This is a genomic window from Haladaptatus litoreus (assembly GCF_900156425.1).
GTDB classification, from domain to species: Archaea; Halobacteriota; Halobacteria; order Halobacteriales; family Haladaptataceae; genus Haladaptatus; species Haladaptatus litoreus.
The window spans coordinates 109,794-134,685 of the sequence record NZ_FTNO01000006.1; the positions used below are offsets into that span (position 1 = coordinate 109,794).

The 24,892-nt window shown below is 50.4% G+C and carries 13 protein-coding genes and 1 pseudogene; 10 read left to right on the forward strand and 4 right to left on the reverse strand.

What is annotated here, in order from left to right; translation table 11 throughout:
• The first annotated feature begins 46 nt into the window (after positions 1 to 46).
• Positions 47 to 1,279, forward strand: coding sequence for an AAA family ATPase (locus tag BW974_RS20475; protein WP_076432484.1), 1,233 nt, complete (start codon positions 47 to 49; stop codon positions 1,277 to 1,279).
• Positions 1,279 to 3,036: a 5-methylcytosine restriction system specificity protein McrC gene (locus tag BW974_RS20480; RefSeq protein WP_076432486.1), complete on the forward strand. Its 1,758-nt coding sequence runs from the start codon at positions 1,279 to 1,281 to the stop codon at positions 3,034 to 3,036. The genes BW974_RS20475 and BW974_RS20480 overlap by 1 nt, the downstream gene beginning before the upstream one ends.
• A 4-nt stretch (positions 3,037 to 3,040) precedes the next feature.
• On the opposite strand, the gene BW974_RS20485 is transcribed toward BW974_RS20480, so the two are convergent.
• Together BW974_RS20485 and BW974_RS20490 are read right to left on the reverse strand one after the other, a co-directional pair.
• Entirely contained in the window at positions 3,041 to 3,424 is a 384-nt protein-coding gene (locus BW974_RS20485) for a DUF8076 family protein (protein ID WP_076432488.1), read from the reverse strand.
• Between the two features lie 142 nt (positions 3,425 to 3,566).
• On the reverse strand, positions 3,567 to 6,245 hold the full coding sequence (locus tag BW974_RS20490; RefSeq protein ID WP_076432490.1) for a DUF1156 domain-containing protein: 2,679 nt from the start codon (positions 6,243 to 6,245) through the stop codon (positions 3,567 to 3,569).
• A gap of 137 nt (positions 6,246 to 6,382) precedes the next feature.
• Between BW974_RS20490 and BW974_RS20495 the strand changes: the two genes are divergently transcribed.
• Positions 6,383 to 8,101 carry a DUF262 domain-containing protein gene (locus BW974_RS20495; RefSeq protein WP_076432492.1) on the forward strand — a complete coding sequence of 573 codons (1,719 nt, stop codon included), beginning with the start codon at positions 6,383 to 6,385 and terminating at the stop codon, positions 8,099 to 8,101.
• A 33-nt stretch (positions 8,102 to 8,134) separates the two neighbouring features.
• Here BW974_RS20495 and BW974_RS20500 read toward each other — a convergent pair whose 3' ends face one another.
• Entirely contained in the window at positions 8,135 to 11,344 is a 3,210-nt protein-coding gene (locus BW974_RS20500; protein WP_076432494.1) for a DUF499 domain-containing protein, read from the reverse strand.
• A 150-nt stretch (positions 11,345 to 11,494) separates the two neighbouring features.
• On the opposite strand from BW974_RS20500, the gene BW974_RS20505 reads away from it, so the two are divergent.
• Complete coding sequence (locus tag BW974_RS20505; protein ID WP_076432496.1) at positions 11,495 to 13,249, forward strand: DEAD/DEAH box helicase; 1,755 nt, start codon at positions 11,495 to 11,497, stop codon at positions 13,247 to 13,249.
• Positions 13,242 to 14,399, forward strand: a complete 1,158-nt coding sequence (locus BW974_RS20510; protein WP_076432498.1) for a hypothetical protein — start codon at positions 13,242 to 13,244, stop codon at positions 14,397 to 14,399. The genes BW974_RS20505 and BW974_RS20510 overlap by 8 nt, the downstream gene beginning before the upstream one ends.
• A gap of 246 nt (positions 14,400 to 14,645) precedes the next feature.
• Here the strand turns inward: BW974_RS20510 and BW974_RS20515 are convergent, their stop codons facing one another.
• Entirely contained in the window at positions 14,646 to 17,528 is a 2,883-nt protein-coding gene (locus BW974_RS20515; RefSeq protein ID WP_139328958.1) for a BTB/POZ domain-containing protein, read from the reverse strand.
• A gap of 282 nt (positions 17,529 to 17,810) precedes the next feature.
• Between BW974_RS20515 and BW974_RS26695 the strand changes: the two are divergent.
• From BW974_RS26695 to BW974_RS20540, 5 genes and pseudogenes are all read left to right on the forward strand, one after another.
• Positions 17,811 to 18,077 (forward strand): annotated as a pseudogene (locus BW974_RS26695) (hypothetical protein); the annotation flags it as partial.
• 365 nt (positions 18,078 to 18,442) lie between these two features.
• A complete protein-coding gene (locus tag BW974_RS20525; RefSeq protein WP_076432500.1) occupies positions 18,443 to 19,483 on the forward strand; it encodes a DUF7961 domain-containing protein in 1,041 nt (346 codons plus the stop codon).
• A 109-nt stretch (positions 19,484 to 19,592) separates the two neighbouring features.
• Positions 19,593 to 22,259, forward strand: coding sequence for an AAA family ATPase (locus BW974_RS20530; RefSeq protein WP_076432502.1), 2,667 nt, complete (start codon positions 19,593 to 19,595; stop codon positions 22,257 to 22,259).
• Positions 22,252 to 23,601 (forward strand): hypothetical protein, encoded by a 1,350-nt coding sequence (locus BW974_RS20535; RefSeq protein ID WP_076432504.1) that lies wholly within the window; start codon positions 22,252 to 22,254, stop codon positions 23,599 to 23,601. Before BW974_RS20530 ends, BW974_RS20535 begins: the two co-directional genes overlap by 8 nt.
• A 49-nt stretch (positions 23,602 to 23,650) precedes the next feature.
• Positions 23,651 to 24,493 carry an N-glycosylase/DNA lyase gene (locus BW974_RS20540; RefSeq protein WP_076432506.1) on the forward strand — a complete coding sequence of 281 codons (843 nt, stop codon included), beginning with the start codon at positions 23,651 to 23,653 and terminating at the stop codon, positions 24,491 to 24,493.
• Positions 24,494 to 24,892: the final 399 nt, after the last annotated feature.

The window sequence follows — 24,892 nt, forward strand, 5'->3', positions numbered from 1 at the left end:
CAGATTTGAATGGATTTTATATACTGTGGTGCTCCTGTATTCGACAATGAATAATTCGTCTGACGATGGCTACACAATAGAGGATGCAGAAAACGAAATTGGAATCCTACGTCGTGTAACAGACGACGTCGTCGATGCCATACACAACGCTGCGGACGAGCGAGTCCTAGAATACCTTGTTGAGGACGAGAAACTTGACGTCATCCACGACGGCAAACGAGGGCTTGGGCAGGTTCGGCGTGCTGTTCTTGAATCGTCACTCGCATCTGATCGGCTCAAACGTGTTGTGAGTCTGCGTGGTGATGAAACTCCTGAAGAGATACTTGTCCCCAACGATGTCGAGCGAAACGCGAAAGTCGCACTCGAAGCGGGCAAGCCAGTCGTCCTCTACGGCCCCACTGGAACAGGAAAGACAACCTTTGCAAAGCAACTGGCACGAGAGACGGGCATTGGCTATGCTCTCAATACAGCCACGCCTTCGTGGACGCCATCGGACATCATTGGGGGAATCAGCCCCGATTATACCGGCGACTCACTGAGCTATCGAACCAAACTCGGTTGTGTCTCCGAAGCCGTCCAACGCGCCCGGCGATTCGATGTCGAGTACGGCGTCATTCTAGACGAAATCACAAGGGCAGACATCTCGAAAATCTTCGGCCCGCTGTATACAGCTATCGAAAATCCCCACCAAACGATCTTCGAGACTGACGAGGGTGATACCATCGAGTTGGACGAACGGGTAAATATCATCTGTACGATGAATATGTCCGACCGGACGGTGAACGAACTTGACAACGCGATCACCCGTCGATTTGCAATGATTGAACTCGACGAGTACGAGGAAGACAAACGTCGTCAGTTATTCAAAGACTGGATCACCACTCACGTCACTGGGCAGACGGATCTCGGAGAGAGTGAAATTCTCCGACTCTTTGAACGCGACTACGAAGGAATCAATCACGGTCATGAATCGACGTCGCAGGGAGCGATTATGCGGTTTGGTCCGATGCACTACCGCGACATCGCCGTCTTCCTTGGCGTCGGCTGTCGGGAAGGCGGTGAGTACGAATACGACCAGACGGACGCAGTCGGACAAGCGTTCCGCACGTACATTGTCCCGCGATTATTGAACTCTGCGGCGTTCCCACAAATCGAACGAATCGCCGAACACTACCGGGCGCTGAACGGTGAGTTCGAGGAGTTCGACCTCACTCCTGCCGCCGAACTCGCTGAACGAGAACTCGAACAAGAACGGCGACAGATGGGCTCTTACGAGTAATGAGTACTGTTGACGAAGTCTACGAGTACGGGCAAGACACGTTCAACGTCCCCGAACGGGGCGAGATCCGAATAGAGGGCTGTCCGTCGTCCATTGGGAACCAACTTCGTCGTGCCTCGTTCACACAGAAGAGTCCCGGCGTGTTCACCAAGAGTCAGGCATCATTCGACTCCGATCGGGAGTACGAGGTCGTCACGGTTACCGTAGACGGCGACGAGAATGAGACGCTCCATGTCGAGGCGACGGACATCATCGGCGTCGTGAGCCTTACGCCATCATCGAAAGTGCAGGTCGATCCGAAAATCGACTGGGAGTACATCTTCGACATGCTACTGGCCGTCTACGACCAGAATCGATCTATCAAGTACCACGGCATTCCACTGCAGGACTTCCTCTCCGACGACATCCACCTCGACGATGTGTTTGTGGTGCTGGCGATCAACTATCTCGACGGACTAGAGACGATCCATCGACAGGGATACATCCGCGATTTGGTTATTCGGCGTCTCGACAGCCTCGACGGCCGGGGTGAGATAGACGTCGAACAGACGCTCCTGAACCACGCCCGAGGGACGCTGGAGCCACACTGGATTCGCAACGAGACGGAGTACAACAACGCCGCGAACTCGCTGCTCCACTACGCGGGAAAAACCCTGCTTCGACTCTTCCGACAGAACTCCGATGAGAACGATCACCCCGCGTACGACCGTATTTTCTCTGAGGTTCACCGCGAGGTGGAGCGGTTGGAGAGTATGGGCGTCGGGAGCGGACTGGATCGAATGGACGAGTATCGACGTATCTCGCTCAGTGATCTGCCGAAACAGCGTCGGTACTACCGCAAAGCGTTCGATGTCGCAAAGGCGGTGATGTCATCATCACTCGGCCAACAGCTCCGTGACGGACCGAGAGAGCTGGTCGTGGACTACGTCCTGAACATGGAGTCGCTGTTCGAACAGTACTCGCAGGTCGTCATCGAGCGCGAGCTCTCGTACATCAAGTCCTACGACTATCTCGACGACCTTGCTGACGTGACTCCTGTTCGCTCCCCATCGGTTAATCCGTTTGAGGGAGAGAACCAGATTTACCACGAGCCCGATCACGCGCTGCAAGAGGGTGACGAAACACTTGCCGTGTTGGACTCGAAGTACTACGCGGAGGGACACGATCCTGTGAAGGAGTCGCCTTCCCGATCCCGGCTGTTCAGTTATGCATATCTCCTCCACTCCGACCGGCTCGCGTTCTTGTGTCCACTGCTTGAACCGAAGCGTCGGAGAGTGGCCCAGACGGGAGCAGAACTGCGGATCGTTTCGCCGGAACAGCGGTTCTCACTGAAAAGATACGATGCTGTCGTACATGATTATCTGCACGACGTACTCGTCGAGAAATCCGCACAACTCGAAGCCTTTCGCGCCGTCGCGGAGAATCGACTATGCCTCGACGGCGTTGAGGAAGCGAACCTGAGTGAAGCCAAATCGATGAGTGGTCCGTTCACGTTCAGGGACGTTCGGGACTTCTCACTACGGGTTCTCAAGGCAGCTGCCGATGAGCACTCCTGGGAGGTTCGTAACCGGTACGACCTAGAGCAAGACGGCGACTGGACGCGGGAGCAGATCGAAACGCGTTGTGAGCAGCGCTACGTGCACACAACAACGTGTATCCCAGTGTTCTGTCGTGAACAGGGACAGGAATGGATCGATTTGTACTTTCTAGACGGATCTGGAAAAGTGGAGAAAGAAGGCCCATTGAAGCTGCTATAGTGGCTCAGAACGGTGCAACAAGCCACTCACCATCCTCTTTCCGTTCAAGTTGTGGGCCGAAGACCTGCTGGAGGGAATAAAGTTCGTCGTTATTCCGAAGGTCGTATGTTTTCCCGCTTCGGTGGAACGAACCCTCGACAACGAACTGTATAGTGGGGCTCTGGTACTCTAAATCGTTTGCGCGTCGATCCATCTCACGGGCGAGTTTAGTCGCCAGATTATTGTCCTCAAATGCCTTTGCAAGTCCAACAACGCTCACCTTGTCGGGCACGTCGTCCTCTTCGAGACGCTGGATGAACTCCTTCACGGGTATTTGGTGTTCGAATGTCTCGTACGCACCGTCAATAACTAGATTGTATCGTCCAGGTATCTGTCCGGGTCCTGCCATTATCTAAATAACAACTCCGGGGGGTCAAAAAGGGATACGGTAAGTCAGTCGTCGTGAAGCAAGTCGATATCTTCTCTACGATGTTGCGTTCGAGACCGGACTTGCCAAATCCGGCTCGGATTCCTCACCTACTGTTCGGCCCTCAGTAGCTTGTGATATCTCGATCTCCGAGCACACGCGTGTACGTGTCGTCACCACTTACGTCTGCCAGTCGTCCAGCGAGTTCCCGTAGATCGTCATCGACGTCCCACTTCTCGACGTAGTTCTGAACGGCTTGACCCTTCTCGTAGCGGTACCGCAGGAACTGTAGCTTGTCAAGGTTCGAAAGATGGTCACCGCCGTCGCCGTTGACGCGCTCCTGAATGTACGCTTGTCGCTTCTCGTTGTCCCAGGTTCCCAGTTCGAAGCCGTCGTCTTGGTTGTAGAGGCACATCTCCTTGAGTTCTTCAGGCTTGGCATTCGTTCCCCGGCAGAGCTTGTTCACGTCGTCGAACGAGGGATTCGACGTGTCGAGCAGGTCGATAAACACGTCCTCGACGCCGATGTCGCTGGCTTCCTGGATGATGCCGTAGATCTCCTGGACGACCTGTTTGGCGTTCATGATCTCGCCGTCACGTTGAACCTTCCCGTGGTGCTTGGAGTATTCACGGAAACACGCGCCCATCTCCATCACGCCGATATCGCCGCGAGAGAGGTCGCGGTTCTCTTCGAGTTGTTTGCGGGTGCGACGGGCGGTTCGGTAGATGTCGCGGCGGAGCGAGTTCCACGATGTCGAAGTGCGATTATCGGTCGGGCGTGCTACGACAATAATATCGAAAGAAACTGCTTCTCCAGTAGTGAGTTTCTGAAGATCAGCGGTAACGGGATAAGTCGCTGTGACTTCAAATCCAACTTCACATAGCGATTCAAGTAACTCACCCCACGACTCAGAACCACTGTGGTGATACGTGAAGGAAAGAACTCCATCCTCCTTTAGCGCGGTTTTAATCGTAGTGAAGGATTCTTTGAGCTCTTCCTCAAATTCCGATTCCCCCTTTCCTTCAGCCGGATTAGAGACAATACTCTTAGCCCGGGGAGTAGCATCTCCCTCAAACCAGGGGTAGTCAAGTGCCTGCTTTAACCATACATAGAAGAAATCAGACAGCTCAGAGTACATCACGTTGTGATAATACGGGGGGTCAGTAATCACTGCATCAAACTCGTTTACCGAGTCGATCTCCCGCATATCTCCCTGGAGTACTTTCGAATTATCTCCAACACTTTGGGCAAATCCTTCTGATTTCACCGTCTCGCTGTCTGAGACGTACCGCTCGGTTGGTGAATTAGCGTATTTCACGCCATCAATCACCATATCCCACACACTTTCGAATGTACCCATCCCGTATTCAGTTCCCCAGACGTTACCCTCGGTTGGTTGCTGAGGTGGGTCAAACGAGTTAGATTTGAATATGTGATTAGATTTATTTGCAGAGAATTGGTATGACGCCATCAAAGTGTTTGTTCGCAGACTATCCGAAAACGCCAAGATTAGGAACTCGCGTACGTTTTTATCCTCTATACCAGAGATCGCGCGAAGGAGTTTTGAAAGACAGAGTAGCTGACGCTCATTGAACATATCCCTCCAATCTTCAAGAGCATGGAGACTAACGTTACCACCACCAGGAGCAGATCCTTCAAAATTTGTCGAAGCAGTTTTCCAACCGGCACGGATCGGCTCAGATGGAATGTATTCATCTAATTCATCATTTGTAGCGAGCTCGTGCTTTGCCTGCTCAAATAAGTCAGTGTCTGCTTCTTCAGCCCGCTTATATCCTTTATACAAGGATTTATCTTCGCCAGTATGGTCGCATTCCGCACAATAATATTCAAGAGCGTAAAGACGAACATCGTATCCTCCTTGCTCCTGAATTGCGTCTGTAATCTTGTACTTCTGCCCGCAGTCAGGGCAATTATACTTACCGCCACGTGAGACGTTCCCCTCCTTCGGGACGAAGCCGTACCCGCAGTCATTACAGACGCTTTCGGACTGCCAGTCATCAACCAGCGTAACCGCGCCACAGTCCGGGCAGAGGACGTTGTACTTGTCGTCGTTTTCGTAGCGTCCCTTCGCCACCCGGTAGTCCTTGAAGAGCGGGACTGTGTGTCCGCAGGAGACGCAATCCAATTCCTTCACCCAAAAGTTGTACATCACGTCGGCGTCGTGGTCGCCGTTCGGACAGGGCGTTTTGTAATACTGCGTGATTTCGTCGGCGACATCCCCTTTCACCTGCTTGAAAGCCTCCTCAAGCTCTTCGACATCGGTTTGACCTGCTTCGAGTTCCTTCTTCGTGACGAACCACGCGACAGGGTTCAGGTCGTTACCGACGACCTCCGCGCCGAAGCGTGACGCCTCGACGAGCGACGTACCACCGCCCATGAACGGATCGAGCACCTTCTTGTCCTCGACGCGGACATCCTTCGGATAGAGGTCCCAGAGGCTCTCTGGGTCGGTCATGTCCACGCGTTCAAGCAGTGCGGCAACATCGAGGTCGGACTCGCCATCGGCGTCGTCACCGTAAGCCGCGAGTGTACTCCCCTCGTGGCCCGGTTCGAACACCGAGACCTTCTCCGGATCGTCCAACAGCGTGTAGAGAGAAATGGCGCGGAAGACGCAACCCAGTCGTCGCGCCCACCATTTGTGCATCGTGTAGATGGGACGATAGTACATCTTCGCTCGGCCTTCCTTCTCGGCGATCTCATTCACGCGCTCGATGGGGAACCCCCGTTCGATGGGGAGTTCCGTTCGCTGCTGCTTCTTCGAAGATCCAGATTGTTCAGACATTATTCAGTATGTGAAATAGATTACGTAGGAGACTTATAAGTGTAGGCACTCTGCCCCGAGTCAAAGAGTTTTGATGGTACTGCTAAGCGTAATGTCCCTGAGCATTTATATCAATTGAACTTGCAGGACAAGATAGAATGCAGATAGCAGAGCAGATTCGCCCGAAAGAGATGGGCGACCTATTCAGTCAGAATGAGCGACTGAAAATACCCTCGTACCAGAGGAGATATTCCTGGGAGAAAGAACAATTTGAGGATCTCTGGCGAGATTTAAATAAGACTGGTTCGGAGGGGGGTCACTTCTTCGGTACCATCGTCTTCATGTCGAATATTCACGTCGCGCAGGGAACAAACGAGATAGATATTGTAGATGGACAGCAGCGAATCACGACGGTTTCGATACTACTCTGCGCAATACGAGATCACCTTCGAGAATTCTACGATGAAGACGATACCAACCAACGTGTGGAGACTATCGAAGAGGCACTATGGATCGTCAATCGGGATGGAGAGAAACAGGGGATGCGGTTAACTCTCGGGAATCTCGATCACGATAGTTACGAGAATCTTGTCAACGGGTATGTTAACGAGGTTGAAAATGAAAAGATAGAATTGGCGTACAAGTTCTTCCAAGAACGGCTTGACACAGAGTGTAGAAATTTAAGTGAGGTGAAAGAATTACACGATCGGATTCTTGATCAGCTGATTTACGTCTCAATCACGGCGAAGGGACATTCTGAAGCATATCAACTGTTCGAAACGATGAACAATCGCGGTCTCTCACTATCCCCAATCGATTTGATGAAGAACTATCTCCTAATGAAGGCCTCCAAGCGCGGAGACACAAGCGAAAATCGTGTGGAAGATCTTTGGGGGGATATCATCCAAAACATCGATAGCCTGTCCGATATCCATGACTCAGGAGAGACGTTTTTCAGGCAGTATTTCATGTCTTCACACCTTCTCGGAATCAACCAAAAAATTACGAAGAGCAAACTGTACGACCCAACATTCACTGATACGATTGACGAATCCGAGAATGTCGAGGAATTGTTGGAAGACATCCGTGAGAAGTCCGCCCTTTTCCGCAGACTCCTCCAACAGGATATCAGTCGGTTCAGTGATAGTGAGAACTCCGAGATCAATCGATTACTCCGGGATGCAGAGATTGTTTCGATTACCCCGTTTACACTCTTTCTGAGAGCCTTTTCAGAGTCCGATGACGTGGATCTGTTGAAGGAAATCATTCGTAGATCGAATGCTCTCCTTATTCGACGACAGATCTGTGATCGTAATACTGGCCCTCACGACACCATATTCAATCACTTGGCACAGAACGCGTTCGAATCCGATAATCCAATACAGTATATTGTGGATTATCTAGAATCAGAGGGTCGCTTTCCGAACGACGACCAGTTCAGGCGGCACTTTGTACAGGAAGACTTCTCACGGACAGACCGAACCAAGTATATCCTCAGTAAGATAGAGGAAATCCACTTCGGTCATGGTGGAAAAGAAGTCGTAGAAAGTCGATACCGAGTCCATATTGAGCATATCCTTCCGGAGCGTCCAGGTAAAAATCTCACCAAACTTTGGTTAGAGCCGTTCGGTATCACTGAGGACGAACACGACGACTTCAAAAAGCGAATAGGGAATCTCACACTTCTGGAAGATGATCCGAACATTAGCGCCTCAAACCGGTCGTTAAAGAAGAAGCAAGAGTACTACACGGAGAACGCGACCGACTTCAAAATGACCCACGAGCTTGAAGACCAAGACCAATGGGGTATCTCCGAGATTGAAGCGCGAAGTGAGAGATTGGCACAAATCGCAGCAGAAGAAGTTTGGATACTCTAACTCTCGCTTAATATCGCTGTATTCGCCACGAAGTTATTTCTGGAAGCTGATCTCGACCTTTAGACTCGATGCTTCGTCGGGCATCCGCTCAAACAGATCCTGCACCTTCGTGTACTCCTGTTCGGACCGCAGCGTCAAGCTGACCTGCGTTCGATCGACATCCGCGGTTCCCTGAAGAGCACTGGGAACACCGTCCCTATCCGGAAGCATGAACGTGACGTCACCGTACTCGACGGTTCCTGTCTGGTGGTTGTTCCGCCACTTGCTTCGCATCGCGGCAACATCGTCGCCATTGTACTCGAATCGCCACGTCTCCACATCGGTGTCGGCCTTCCGGAATGGGTAGCCGGGTACCCAGTCAGATGCTTTTTCTGAACCAGTCGTATTGACAACGTACTTCGGATCCTCGTCCTTGCCAATGCTCTCCAGCAGGAACGTCCGCACCATGTACTCGGAGACACTGCTGTCGAACCGGTTGGTAACCTTGTTCACGGTGAACTGGTCGCCTGGTTCCAGCCCTTCGATGTACTCCAGAATCTGGTCACCGATCCGGTCGGATACCGTCGGGACGATCTTGACTGTCGTCGGCTCACGGTCGCCCAGTGACTCCAAGTAGCGACCACCGGCCTCCAACACGTAGTCGTCCACGAGGAACTCATTAACCGCCTCGCGGACGACGGATTCAGTCTCGTCCGGAGGCAGGAACACTGATTCATCAGCACGAATCTCACCGATGATGGTGTCAAGGTTCGCGTAGCCGTCTTCGTTGATCTTCTCCTCGATACGATCCACGAGGTAGGACGCGCCGATGGTCGTCGCATCACCAACGTCGCGGAGCGTCGCATCGGACTGTGGCTTGTCGAGAATTTCATTGCCGCGGACGATAACGTAGGGGTTCTCACGGTTCAGCCGACCGATGGCACGCATCACAATGTCTCGACTGTCGCCGTCAATCCAGATCTCGCCGTCTTCGACGAGTTCTATCTCGAAATCGCCAATGTCTAGCGCGGTTGTGCCACTCCCGAAGCGCTGACGAAGTTCCTGTTCGACGTCATCGACGCCCCACACGTCCACGTCCTTCTGCTGGACGAGTACGGTGTCTAGCGAGCTCCCGGAGAGATCGTCGCGGAACCCGCCGGTATCACGAGCGAGTACCGGTTTGTCTGAGAGCGCATCGACAGTCGCGTTCAACACGTCATTCGCGCTACCGGGAATCGGGAGCTCCGGGTCGCGGAGGAACTGTTCATAGATGTCTTCGACCGAAATTTCGCCCCGTCGCTTTAGAAGATCTTCTGTGATGTTCCAGACGTGCGATTGGAGGTCGAACGGATCGGCCGCAGCCGAGTCTGCGATGTTCGTCGCATCGAGTTCTGCTTCGTCAAGGACGAAGACATCGAGATCCATCGGAGCGGCGAGGTCAAATTCGTTGAGCAAATCGTCGCCGTCGAGTACTTCCCCGTACAGGAGTTGAAGTTCCTCGCGGAGTTCGTTCTCCTCCTGTTCCTTCATCTCGCGGATCGACGTGCGAATCTCGTCGTCAAGGGATTCGTCAGCAAGTACCTGTCGTGCACCCTCGATGTACCGTGCCTTGTCGATGTACCGCGTGCCTGATTCAATGGCCTTGTCGCCCGAGGGCTGAACGAATACAAGTGTGTTACGCCACTCTCGTCCACGTCCGCCGTTCGTGATAACCTGTTTGACCTCCTCCTGGGTCCACTGGTCATCCTTTACCACGACCTTCACCTCACGGTCGTCTGGGATGTCCCGCATATCGTTCGTGCGGAAGCCGACCGGATACGCGTTCGAACCGAAGATGTCGGTGATGAAGTCCGCGATCTCGGCCTTCGCCGACGTCTCGGAAACGTCAACGGCCGCGTTCCGGATAAGCGCGTTCGGGTTCTGTCGGTCGCGGATTGCGTACTTCCCGTTCAGCTTGTGGAGGTGCCACGCAACGCCGTGCAGACGTTCGAGGTTGAGCACCACGTCGGAGATTAAGTCTCCAGTTTGGTAGGCACCCATGACGATTTCCGAGACTTCTGCGCCTTCTCCTTCGCTGGGCTTCAGCGAGTACAGCAGAATGGTATTCAGGATGCGCCGGCCGTGAGGGACATTATCTGTGTCAACACGATTTTTGATGTCACCAGTTGCGGCATTCAGGCGTTCGTAGTTGATCTTCGCCAACTCGTCCTCGAACTCGATGGTGTCGATGTCCCCGTGGGTGATCAAATCCGTTTGGTCCTGCATCTCCAGGAGAACCTTCGAGAAGAGATAGATCATCCCCCGAGTGTTCTGGTTGCCCTCGTCAGCGTAGTACCGCGTTTCGAGCGCGTCCAAGAGCACGGGGTGGAACGGATAGAGGTCGTGCATCTCCGACAGCAGATTGTCGGGCAGATCGACGTGCCCCTCTGCCTGATCATACGCGTCGAAGTATCCGTTGACGATTTCGCGGGCGGCACTCTCGTCCACGGAGTCAATCAGGCGGTGGCGGAGAACCTCGCGCTTGTCCACCTGATTATTCATATTGACTTCAACCGCCTGCTCTCGATTCAGAATATCGTGGACTTCCGACCCTTCGCGGAGTACGGAGACGATAGTATAGAGTTCGAGATCTGAGAGTGCTGTCGATTCGAGGAGTGCCTGCAGGAACGCTTTGTTTGCACTCTTGCGGTCTCCTTGTAGTGTATCGAACCAGTCTTCCAGTTCGTCCACGAAGAACGCAACCGTCTCGTCGCCGACAGCCTCCTGAATCGTCTGCATATCGGGATATCCACCCGACTCAAACGTCCCAGGATCGTAATCGAGTGCCTCGAAGAACGGTTCCCAGAGGTACTCGTACTGTTCGTTCTGTATGGCAACCGTAATCGACGTAGCCGACTCCGGGAGCGCATCGTCGAACCCTTCGACCGAATCACTCGCCCACGCACCTGCTGCCGAGGGGTCGTCGAAACAGTGGTACAATGCTACCATCTGGTGGGACTTCCCACTGCCGTATGGGCCGTAGAGAATGTGTGTCCCTCGTGGGTCATCACCAGTCAGGGAATCGCGGAGAATTGAGAAAGCCTCTCGAAGGCCCTGCGTCATCAATGTCCGCTCGAAGAAGAGTTCAGCGTCCGATTCGAACTCATCGTCGTCGTCAACGTTGTAGAGTTTTACCTGACCGTCGATCTGTCCTTCTTCTCGAAGCTCACGGCTTAGTATGACCGTATCTTCAAGAGTATTTGACAAAGATCCTGTCTGTGCCATCTTGATAGTTGAATACACCTCAGTGGCACCCAATAAACACTATGGTCCTGGAAATTCAGATCGAATATTACTTCGGACACCGTGTGATGAGATTGAAAGAGCTTCTCTAGTCACAAAACGTATTTCACGCATACCTTATATTACAGATGTATGGGAAGTTACGACCTCGTCGATGTCGAGGTCAATCACGAGTCTGCTGAGGATCTCCTTGATTCGTTGTCGGAGGACGGAAACGATGGTGAGCACCTACAGAGTATTCAGGCGGCTCGACTCCAAGCAGGACAACCGGATTCAGAGCTTCGGTCGCTGAAAGAGCTGGACGAGAACTCCGTCAAGCTCCTCGAACATCAAGTGGATGCAGCCTACCGAGCCCTCTTCGAAATGGACGGGAAAGCCCTTCTTGCTGACGAGGTCGGACTCGGGAAGACAATTGAGGTTGGGATGATTCTCAAAGAGATGCACTTCCGGGAGACAGACGACTCCGTGCTCGTCCTTACGCCTGCACAGTTAGCAAAACAGTGGCAGGCCGAACTCCGTGAGAAATTCGGTCTCGACTTTGTCTGTAACTACGACGATGAGTTTGAGGATTTTGACGCCCACGACTACATCATCGCGAGCATCGACACTGCGAAGAGCGAAAGACACCGACAGACGGTGCTGGATCGTGACTGGGATGTTCTCGTCCTCGACGAAGCACACTACGTCAAGAACGAAGAGACGGATCGCTACGACCTGATCGACCGACTTTCGTACAACTACGCTTTCTTCCTGACAGCGACGCCGATTCAGAACGAACTGACGGATTTGTACAATGTCGTCTCATTACTTCGACCTGGGCTGTTTGGAACACGCGACGTGTTCCATCACTACTTCGTGAACACCAATCAGGAGACGCTCGTAAACAGGAATGAGCTCCAGGAGCGGCTGAACAAAGTAATGATTCGGAACCGGCGAGCGGACACAGATATTGACTTCACGGATCGAACCATCGATACACGAACGTTCGAACCCACACCCAAGGAACGCGAACTCTACCAAGTGGTTTCCGACTACGTCAAAGGTGCTTACAGCCAGGACCAGGGTCAAAAGTTGGTGCTGATGCTTCTCCAGAAGGAGGTTGTTAGCAGCCCAGTCGCACTCAAGGGAACTATCGAGAAACGACTCGATGAACAGTCCGTGCTCACGCACGCGGACGAATTGGAATCCATCTTAGACCTAATCGAAGAGGTCGATACGGTCACGAAACAAGAGCGATTGCTTGACATTGTTGAAGAGGCCCGTGAGAATGTCGAGATGGGGCGAGTCATTGTCTTTACCCAGTTCCGAGCGACTCAGCGGCAAGTTCTCGACCGACTTACTTCGGAAGGATACACAGTGCATGCATTCCACGGCGGACACTCCAGTAATGAAAAGGAACAGATCGTGAAAGACTTCGAAGAAGAGGGCGGAATCCTCGTTTCGACCGATGCGATGAGCGAGGGACGTAATCTTCAGTTCTGTAATATCCTGGTGAATATGGACCTGCCGTGGAATCCGATGCGCGTCGAACAACGCATTGGACGTGTTCACCGAATCGGACAGAAGCGGGACGTGTTCATATTCAATATGGCGTTGAAAGATACTATTGAGGAGTACGTACTAGAGCGGCTCTACCACAAAATCGATTTGTTCAAGCAGAGTGTTGGTGAACTGAGCTCGATTCTGAGTCGGTTGGAGGAATCCGGAACGAGCTTCGAAGACGAGATCTTCGAACGACTCGTCAACGCGAATTCCGAAGTCGATCTTGAGAACGACTTCGACGCGATGGCTGTTGACCTACAGGAACAACGTGACCTTGCTAACAAGCTGGAAGAGTTCAACAGCGGTGTCTTCGAGGGCTTCGATCTGGGGGCCAGCGATGACTGATGCTGAGGTCCCCGTTACACAATCTACAGTAGAGCGGTTTACCGAACGGTATCTCCGCTCTATTGGCTGTTCCATCAAAAGAAGCGAGAATCACTGGGTAGTTACGGTTCCCGATGGAACGGAGACCGATCTCTCTGCCGGAAGTCATACACTTGCCTGTGGTAAAGATTCAGATCAGGTTGATAACGCAGAGCATCTGAATCCAGAAAGCGAATTCTTCCAACGAATTCTTCGTGAAGCGATTGGACGGTCTCCAACCGGTAAACTGTCGATAGGGGGTGAAACGGATGTCGAACTCCCCGATTGGATTCAGAACAGTGCCGTCGAAGTGCGGAACGCGCAGTTCACTCCGTATTATGACCGCACAGCAGCCGTGTTTTTATTCCGAATAGGTATCGAAACCGTCAGTGAATATCAACAAGAATTCCTACGCGCTGTTGCTATGGACGCGCGGTCAGAAGAACATCTGCCGAAGTTGGAGGACACGTTCCTTGAAGTGACCTCGATAGACGCGGAGACAGACACTAATGATCGATCACACTTCACAGAGACGGATGTGCAGCCGCTCCTCGATATGGCTCGTGACCTGCTTCTCGATGGCATTGAGGAACGAATCGATGAAATCCATCGAGAGGCCTCACGTGCTGCTGATGCGGAAGTCGAAGAGTATCGTCAGATGCAACAGCAGCGGATTCAGGAATTGGAAGAAGAGCACTCGAATCTATCGTCCAAGATTAACGAACTGAGTGAGGCGATCAATACCGGGGACCCGGATGCACGTGTCCAGGCTCTCAAGAAACGAAAGGAACTCAAATCGGAATACGACGATATCGGGGATACGCTCAACGAGTTGCGAGAACGTCGTGACAAAGGATTTCCTGAACAACAGCGTGAGATCCGGAAGAGACATTCCCTTGATGTGCAGGTTACTCCCCTCACTGTGACAGAAGTCGAGTACGAGCAAGGCGAAGTAGATCTCGAACTGACTAAGGGTAAAACAAAACGAATCGAGACTATTGGATATGGAGTTGGAATCGGAATAACAGATACCGTAAGGTGTTCATCATGCGGCCAGGAGCTCACCAAGCAAAATCCACTTCATACGATAGAAGAAGGAGTTCGATGTATGGAGTGTATTGAAAACTTATGAGATAAAACAATAACAGTACGAATAATTCAGGCCTGTGTCAAGGAGGTAAAACCTGTTCGGATGTAATCGGTACTCTGGTTGTGGCTACTATTAATCGTCAATTTAAAAATTGCTAGCAATTCCAATCCGTAAAACTTCGGTCCAATCCATAGCTAGGGTGTATTTGGTACCTGATTTCTCGCTATCTCACTCGTTGGCGTGTGGATAACCATCTGTTCAATCATTCAACTGTAGATGGACCCAAGATTATGGCATCTTCGGTTCCTTAGATCCACTTGTGTCCTTGTACACTGCTAAGTTGTCTAAAACTCTGTTCGCAGAGCATTCAATAACTGCTTCAGCATCCAGCTGAACTATCGATTCCGATTGTAAAGATCCTGGAGGAAGATAATAAACCGTGTTTTGCTCTAGATCGGTATCTACACGTAAATAACACCACTTCTGGACATCTTCCCAATGTGGTTTGAATATATACGCTCCTAATTTGTGCTCCGATTCTATCTCTCCTATAACCGGGAGCTCGCTAGCCATTCTATCAAGAATATCTGTTACTCGATTTTTAATTTCTTTATATTCCTCTTCCGATAACCAGGATTGTCGATCGTGACCTAACATATTACGAACTGCTATCACATCTTCTTCCCCTACGAGTGGTTCATCAAACAGATTACAAACACTATTGATCCAGAGACAGTTTTCCATCGTCTCGGTATTCAGGAAATTTCTTAGTGCTCCGAATGAGAGCCGTCCTTCACTATTTTGTGAGTATTGATCTGCCCAATTTGGCCCAATTATCTTTTGACCATAATAGTCTGCGACAAATTCTAAAGTCTGTTCTAATAATTTTAGAAGTGCGAGGCCTCGATCTGAGAAATTATCTCTAGCTACTATTTCATCAGCCTCTATTTCCTGAAACCGTTTAACGACATGTATAGGGAATTTGAATTTCCACTGTTTGCTTAAGCCAATGTCATGAACTCCCCGCTCTTCTATCGTATGCTTTGCTTGGTCTGGAGCGAGGACATCCCGGAGAGATATTGCAATGAGATCATTTAGGAAAGAAGAATCAATGCCCAGCTTTTGAAGACGCTGAGCTGCAAGTATATTCGCTAGTGCTGGTCTGTATTCATGTCCGTAATTAAATGGAAATTCCTCGGCAGATTCTTCAACTTCTGGCAGAGACTCTAATTGTTCAAATACCTCTGGTGCACTAAGTTGCATGTTATTCTCGTAGCTATCAAGCACGTCCAAGAGGAGTTCAATATGATTGGCTTCTACACCTGCTATATTTTTACTATCAAGATGTGGTTGTATGAGTTTCCTTGCTTGTCCCCAATCAAGATCTACTAGTGCTTTTTTTGCCGCGCAAACTTCTGCTCGAGAGGTGTTAAAAGATTTAAAATATTTAGAATCTGCATTTTCAGCTACTGCTCTGTGAGCAATTTCTGCATCAGCAAATTCTCCCCGTTGTTCAGCTATCTGAGCGGAAATGAGTTTTTGTCGTCGAATCAAGTATGATTTCTTATCATTTCTTTTGATGGCAATATATTTGCCAATAGCTTGTCCATAGCTCCGTTTCGCAGCATCTAATTGATTTTTTGATAATAGTTGATCTCCTTCCGATTCATATTGAAGTGCTTCAAGATGAAGAATGCAATCCTGTCTAGTTTTCTCATCACGGACTACAGACAATGATTTTAAAAATGCTCTTCCCTCATTTGCGGTCTCTTTAGCGCTCTCATAGTTGTCGTCTCTTCTTGACCACTCAATACGAGTGAAAAACAATTGGAAAATTGCCCATTCTGGTGCAGTAAATCGTCTTTCTTCAATCTTCATACCTTCTTCTAAAGATAGCTCAAGAGCCTGTTTGAACTCATCGCAAGCATCTTCGTGGTAATTTTCTGCCCGATAGCGTCGTCCTCTTTTCATATGGTACTGATATTTCGCTGTTCTTGCGCGACCATAGCTGCCCACTCTCTCAGATAATTCTGATCTTGCTTTACACATCTCTTCATCAAGGTAGAGCGGGGGATTCTGTGAATCACGTGAATTCTGAAATTTATGAATATAGAGACTAGATACGAAATAGAGATCTTGCTCTGGTAGTGTTGCTGCCTTACGCAGGAGAAGTTGGCACGTGCGAATCGCTTTTTCTCCGCTCAAAGTTTTTGCATCCTCAATCTCGTCATTAATGTCATCTGCCTCTATCAAGGGACCTAGCCAATTAATTATAATCTGCTCAACTTTTTCAAGATCTTCTTCGATAAGTGCCCTTCCTAAAAGGGCCGTCATTTGTTCATCCCATAAGAATTCTCTCCAATAGTTACTAGCAAGTCCAAATCGCTGCTCAAGCTCCCAGAGCTGATTCATATCTCCATTTTTATGAACCATGCGGACTGTTTTCCTTATAATCTCGAATTTGTTAATGTGCGGAATGTATTGCAGCGATTCGCAAGTTGAGATTATCCGATCCAACTCTTTCTGAGACATTATATCAAAGGCCACTCTACTATCAGAATAAGCGAGTTGTGAAGCGAGGAAATCACCTATTCTATCCGCATTCAATTTTCGCTTAATATCATCTGAAATACGCGCGGCGGCATTCAGAATTTGGAAATTATTGGTAACGGTGATCCACTTCTCTAGATCCTCAAGTAAAGAAAAAGCAGCCCCCATGTCATTGTCCCTATCATATATCTCAGAAATACAATCTAATTCTTCACAACTATCTTCTCTACGAAGTAATTCTCCTGCTGTTTCTATTGCATCATATGGAGGAATAGGTATTGTGAAGGGTCCAACTATTGTTTGTTCTATTTCACAATAGACGCGAATATTTGTCGGGTCTATAGACGGTGAAATAATTGTAGATTTCTCAGTAATAACTTCCTTATTCTCTTGGAATTCGTTAATAATCGCAGGATCGATAGCGCCTCTATCGTCCTTCTCAAGTAGTATTTCGTTGAATTTCTCCTGATTTTCCATATGAATTGATAATTCAATAGAAAATCGAGATAGGTTAGAAAATATTACTTTATTATTACTATCGTCTGGATCAGGATGTTCAATTGAAGCACAAATCTTGGAAATAGAATCGATATTTGGATTCTGTTGGTGATAAAGCTGCATCAGTATTTTCCTCTTTACCACTCTCGTGTTATATGGTTTAACTTTGTTGCTGTAGGAAAAACTGAGTAAAACTAGGCTTCTATGTCTGGGTCCAGGCGCCCGATATTGACAAAGAATTCTATATTGTCTATTCCGTTGTGTTGGACACCCCCGGACAAATCGGCTGAACTCCCTCTTTGTGTGAGTCAACCAAAACCAGCGCTGGAGGTGATTAGGTTCAATCCGACAGATCTCACTGCCATATCAGCGGTGTCTTCACTCACTACCCACATTTGGTATCCAATGCAACAACGTGTACACGCTCCCGATGACAGGGACAATACAGAAACAAAACCACCGACTGACGTGCTTTCCGAGTTTCCCCCAAGTGCAAAACTGGTTGTAAAGACATTCGAATACAACAACGATGCGCTCACACAGGGTGGACTCGCCGAGAAAACCTTACTCCCAGTACGGACGGTTCGCTACGCACTCACCCAACTCGAAGACCACGATCTCGTCAACTCACGCTTCTCATTTACTGATGCACGAAAACGCTGCTATTCTCTTTCCTCGACAATAGTTAGCTTAGCTAACTATTGTACCTATTCCTCAGGAATCCACCAAATAACCACCCGCGGACTCAATATCCTGCGTTCTAACTCACCACGCTCATGCAGCTCCTCGAGCCGCTGATGGACTGGCCGCCGTTCCATTGCAACCGTATCTGCAACCCACCGAGCGGTCACTGCCGGAAACTCGGATTCACGAATCACTCGAAGAATCTCGTCATCAGTGATCCGAATTGCTGGCTCTTATTTCACCACTCAGACATTTATCTCCTGTAGTACTATCTCGTCTACGATCGCTGAGCCCGATCTTGAAACCAACATCCAAGAGTAAATTACATAACACAGACAAATAGCGAATATGTAATGTATCTCAACACCCCGGACGAAATCGACCACGAACGCGCCCATCACCAAGCGGTAATCCAAGGCTGCGATGACGTAGACGTCAAACGGATCGGGAACCTCGGTGAACTCGCGTTCGAACAGTTCTGCCGTGAATACCTTCCTGTCGAAATGTGGGAGTGGGAAAACGAAACAGCCATCCGGCGCTGTAATTCCGAGAGTTTCTCCGGCCACGACTTCGAGGTCTTCGGCTACAAAATCGACGTGAAAACATCACGGGATGTCTCTGCATTCCGGCCTGCGAACATCCTCGCAAACGACCCCGACGACGACATCATCGTCATGGTCTGGCATCGAGATAACGAAGATGCACTTATTCTCCTCGGCTGGGAGCGAACTGAAACGCTGAAATCGAAAGTCACGACGCAGGAAGCCTACTCGGGCGAGGAACCAGCGAAACTCGCACATCTTGCTGCTCGTCCGATGAATGAACTGCACGACCTGGGCCCGAACACCGCCCATCTGAACCAGAAGCCCGAAAACCCGTTCACGCCTGGCGACCGCGTGGTGAAAGCAGGTGACGAAGACGGGTCGGTTGCAGTGGTCGTCGAGGTACTCCCCCCAGAAAAAAACACCACCGCTTACGGGCAGGAGATGGATGGCGAAGCGGTGAATGTTGCGTTCCCGAACATGCTCGATGAGGGGCCGGGTAATTGGCGCGAAATCCATCCTGCGAAGCTCGCCTCCTACTGTGATGACCAGGATATCAAGCTCTACACGTACAAGCATACGAATCTGGAGGTTGCCGAGAATCCGTTTACGCCAGGTGACTACGTTATCAAGCCCGATTACGATGACCCGGATTTGGCGGTGGTTCTCACAGTCGCTAAGGAAAAAGACGATGATCGGAACATCAATATCGCGTTTCTCCACCATCTTGAAGGAGAGGTCGGTGACAATGCGTATATGTCTCCAACTGATCTCGAGTCATTTTGCGACGAGTCTGGTATCAAGTCGTACTCGTACAACTATGCCGAATTATGTTTTGAGCATCAATTTTAACATTATTTAGTCCCACGAACTTTTCGCTCAATATATAGATGGTTGCTCTTAGAACAGATTACCATCGAAAGCGAAAGTTTCAACCAGTGCCACACTTCTTTTCCTCTAAATGACGAAGCTCTATTTTCATCCAGTTAACGACCACTGGCTTCCTCACTTCGAGCGAACCGTCGAAACACCACTTAACCTATCTGAAGCAGTAGGATTGCCTGCTGAATTAGAGCATCTCGACAAAGCACGCGTCTGGGGGACGACGTATGAAATCAAAAAGGAACGCTACCACGAGGATATCGAACCAGAAGATCTCGTTCTCTTCTCGCAAGATGGCCGATTTTTCGCTGCAGGGCGTATCCAACACGCATTCCGAAGTCGAGAATTCGGAGAGTGGGCGTGGGATAATGCAGATAGCGAACTCGTATATACACTCATAGACTTCGAAGAAATGTCAATCCCAACAAATGCCATCACAGACCTGCTCGGCTATAGTGGTGGGTACAGAGTTCAGGGATTTACACGACCCACCAGTGAACGACTACAAAAATTACGTTCAGAATTCGGGTCTCTTGACAAGGCATTAAAAGCCCTCAAGACAGAGTACACTCCAACCAGCGTCGATGGGGGACAGGAGACGCTCGTCAGTGAATACGATACGCAGACAACCACCAAAGATCCACTCGATGACGACCCTATCACAGAGACTGCCCCGTACTACTGGGTAAACCAAAGCCACGAAGAACTCGAGGCGGGATATCTCCAAGCTCCTCGAACCAGCTTTCCGAACTACGACCTCCAGAAGCTCGAAATCGAGGATATCGTTTTTAATTATGTTGACGGCGAAGTCGTTGGTTACTCGGAGGTCACTAAACCAGCCTATCTCGTCGCAGATGAGAATGAAGAGAAACGACGAGTAGACATCGACGTCCATCCCTTCGATACCCCTCTCCAGTTCGTCGATGTCTTTCCCTACCTCTGGCGAGAAGATGTTCGACTCGAGAAGTACTACCCGATCAATCGAGCGGGCGTCAATCAGCAGTATCTGTTCAATTTGAGCAAAAAAGCGGGGGACTATCTCCTCGAGAAAGGCAACGAGGAAGAACCACTCTCCAACCCCGACCACCACCTCATCACACACCTCCAAAACACGCCCCACTCCGTCTACAAGGTCACCTCACCACCAGATTACTGGCTGACGGCATACGAACACGCTGCTGTGGGCTTAGAGGACAACGACCGACCGTCCTGGTCAGATATCGAAGCTGGCGACGTTCTTATTTTCCACTCACGGGAAAGTCCAAGTCGAAACGAACTCGCCGATCAGGGTAGTTGCATTCTCGGTGCTGGTATCGTCCGAGCAAAAACGACCAAACCTGAAGACGAAGCATGGTGGCACGACGAACACAAAACCGGGTCAGACGGCAAGAAACACTCCAACCTCATTACCTTCGAACGGCTGTACCTTGCTGGTGATTTCGACGCCATCGATCACACACAGCCCTTGACAGCAAAAGCACCCTCGACAATCGACAACGATCTCGAAGCTCTCACCGCAAATGCTCTCGATATCGCCGAAGCAGACTACCTCTGCAACCAAGTCGCTGACAGTGACTTTCCCCAGAACCACACTATCGAACCACTCGAGACATCCGATAACCATGCCAAAGCACTCGCGCTAGCAGATGCACTCGCTGACCACCTCGAAGAAGTCCCACCAGTTGCCCTGCATAAATCCTTCAATGGAGATATCGCCAACAACACTCTTGATGGTCTCTACTTCCCAAACAACCAGGGCGAAGCCATCCTCGCCCAAATCGAAGGCGCGCTTCGCTCCGGAAAACACATCGTCTTCACTGGCCCACCAGGAACAGGCAAGACCGAAATCGCTCGGCGAGTCGCCGATTACCTCGCAGCGTATTACCCCTATCTCTACACCGGCTCACAACTGACGACCGCGACCTCTGACTGGTCTACCTTCGATACCGTGGGTGGTTACATGCCCACTGAAGACGACACTGACTCGGGTAACAACCTCGAGTTCACACCTGGACTCGTTCTCAATCGCTTCAAATCCAGGAAAACGAATACCCAGAAGAACGACTCACTCGTTATCGACGAACTCAATCGCGCCGATATCGACAAAGCATTTGGCCAACTGTTCACAGTGCTCTCCGGACAGTCCGTCCAACTCCCATACACCAAGGATGGTGAGGAAGTCAACCTCGCACCAGCCAATAGAAACGCCCTCTCACAACCACACGAATACCGAATCCCAGAATCATGGACGCTGTTTGCGACGCTCAACACTTACGACAAAACCTCCCTCTACGAGATGAGCTACGCATTCATGCGGCGCTTTGCATTCATTCGTGTCCCTGAACCTGACCTTGTAGACCTCAATGACAGCGACCTCCGCCCACTTCTCAACGAGTACATGGACGCGTGGGGAGTCCACACGATCGATTTCGACGTCGACCACTCTAAACCCTTGCTGGACGTTGGACACGTTTGGCAGGCGGCTAACGGCGCTATCGACGACCGTGCTATTGGTCCCGCGGTCGTCAAAGACATCATCGCCTACCTCACCGAAACAACCGGTCTCGAGTGGGAACAAAGACTCACACAGGCTGTTATCAGCTACATCCTGCCACAACTCGAAGGCGTCCCGAAGCGCAAACAGGTGGTCACCGAACTCGCAGCAGTCGATCGAATCGACAGTCAACTGCTCGATACTGCAGCCCGTGATATGCTCCAAGTAAGCATCATCAAGAGCGATGGATAGAGACGATCTCCTCGATCAGCTGACTGAGGACATCCTCGCCTACGTCATGCACGGGGCGTTCCCAGAGCGGGAGTTCGCTAACGCGATCAAACCCGACGCACTTGACGAGCGTTTCACCGAATATGAGCTCTTGCTGGATCTCCACTTCATCCTCTCGCCAAGCGTGATTGAATTCGTCGAGCAACTTCCTCAACGCGTTCGGAACCTCCAGACCGACACCGAGTCGATCACCCGGACGAGACGGGGGACGATCGATGGGAAGATCAACTGGAGTGCCACCATCAAACAGCGCTACGCACAGAATCCCGGTGATCGGTCTGTCTTCGTCTGCGATAATCGAACCGAGGATTACGACACTGACGAAAATCTCGTGTTCAAGCGCGTCGTTGCCATCATCTACGAGACGCTTCGTGAGGCAGACGAGTATCTCCAGAAGGAATATGCGTGGGTGAACGACCGCTGGGATGCAACGCTCGTCAACCATCTCCGACGAATAGTAGAACAGAACGTCCACGTGCGTCGGATCCGAAAGCCGAAAGCATACGAACCAACTGATCGGATGGTCAATACCGCATCCGAATCACGCCATCCTATCTACCGTGATGCTGCAGCGCTGCTCGAACAGCGCCGCCGGTTGTTCGAGGGTGACCGCGAGCAACTTGAGACACTGCTCACCGAAACGGCGATTACACCCGATGACGACGAAACCCTGCTCGAACTCTTCGTTCTCTTTCGCTTTATCGCAACCCTCGAAGAACTCCACGAGACGAACGCACAGTTTGAGACGATCAAAACCGGCCGCCAAGAGGTCGCCCAACTCACGAACGATGATGGAACTGAAATCGCGGTCTATCACGACAACTCCGCTTCGAAGCGCGGTCTCTCCTTCCGAGCGTTTCCGGATGATCAAGACGACCTCTCTCGAACTGAGAAAGTGCACACGACCGGTTTCGACATTGCGAACGATTACTTCCAAGATCGCAATTTCCAAACGCACACTGGTCGGCCCGATATCATCGTTCTCGAAATTACCCACCCCGATGGTGAGCACGACTACCTCATCACCGAGGTCAAAAACAGCACGAACACGAAAACGATTCGACAAGGAATCAAAGAGACGCTCGAGTACCTTGCGTTTCTCCAGCAGGACGACAAATTCGTTTACGATGATAGAGAATCCACGGGAGAGTATTTCGGTGATGGATGGAACGGGCTCTTAGTCATTCAAGATCTCGTGGAAGAGACTGCCTCACTCGACGATCAGCAAGACAACGAAATCAAAATTTTGCAAGCATCCGAAATTGAACGAGAACTTGCGGACGCCCTCAAGCGATTCTTTTGATTCTCAGATAATTATATACACATCCTGTTACAATAATACTCTCACTTGTATGAATCAGAATCGAGTGACGGCAGTTGCAGAAGCCTTAGCTGCACTCGGCCATGATGGAATCGCTGCATTCGACCGTACGGAACCAGAATACGATACGCTCACAACCCTCTACGATGAGTACGACGACGAAACGTACGTCAAGTTACTCGGCATCGTCACTACGACTGAAGATTTTCAATTGAACGGCAACGCACAACGCTTTTGGAAGAAGCTCACAGAGGTCGCGCTTGACCACGGCGAGTTAGCGTCCATTCAGGACGTAGAAGGGATCATGGATGCCTTCATGAGTGCCTCCGTGAATGCCCGATTCAACAGCATGAAACGAGGTCGACTAACTACACTGTTCAACTCGGGGTTCCCACAATGGTTCGTCGAAAATCATCGCACTGTAGCTCCAGTCACAGTCTGGAACGAACTTGCCTATGGCCTAAATAACGAGCGACACAAGAAGACGGTTGTCCTCTCGATGAAGATCTTCGACATTGCGCATCTGATTCGTCACGGCGAGTACCTAGAATTCCCCCACGATATTCCGATCCCATGTGATCTTCAAGTGGAACGAGTCTCCCGAACGTCTGGCATCATCAATACTGATAAAACTACGAATATTCTCGAAGCTTGGGCCGAAGTAATGGCTTTAACAAGTGAATTATTGAACGAACATATCTCACTCCTTCGAATCGACTCGATCGTTTGGCAAGCAGGACAAATAATCGGCAAAGAGGAACCAGACCAGAGTGCAGCGAGAGAAGCACTAATAAGTCACTTCAAATCCGTCGGCATCGGTAGATCTGAACGAACTCGGCTGGCAGATGAACTCACTGCAGCAATGGTAGAATAACCAACTAAATGACGCCATTTTACTTATTGAAATTGAGCCATTGATCGATAGATCTCCTTCGCTCAATCAGCAGCTTGGTCACTGCTACTTGCGTTGTGAGAAATAGTCACAAGGACGAGTAAGTGTATTGACGGGGAAGTAGATACCGTCAGACGCGATGGGCTTGTACGATCACGTTCGGATCGAAGACGGACTCAAGATCAACCTTCCAGAGTTCGATGGCGACCCGACCGATGTTGATCTCATCCTCCGATGACAGTTTCACGAGACCCTCCTTCTCGAATTGTAGTCACACTGTGTCTGAGTCACGATCGGGTATTAAGTTGATTTTATTGACTCTTCGTCAAAAGCGATTCGTCGATGGTTTCAGAAGTACCCTTGTTGGGTTGGACCTCATCA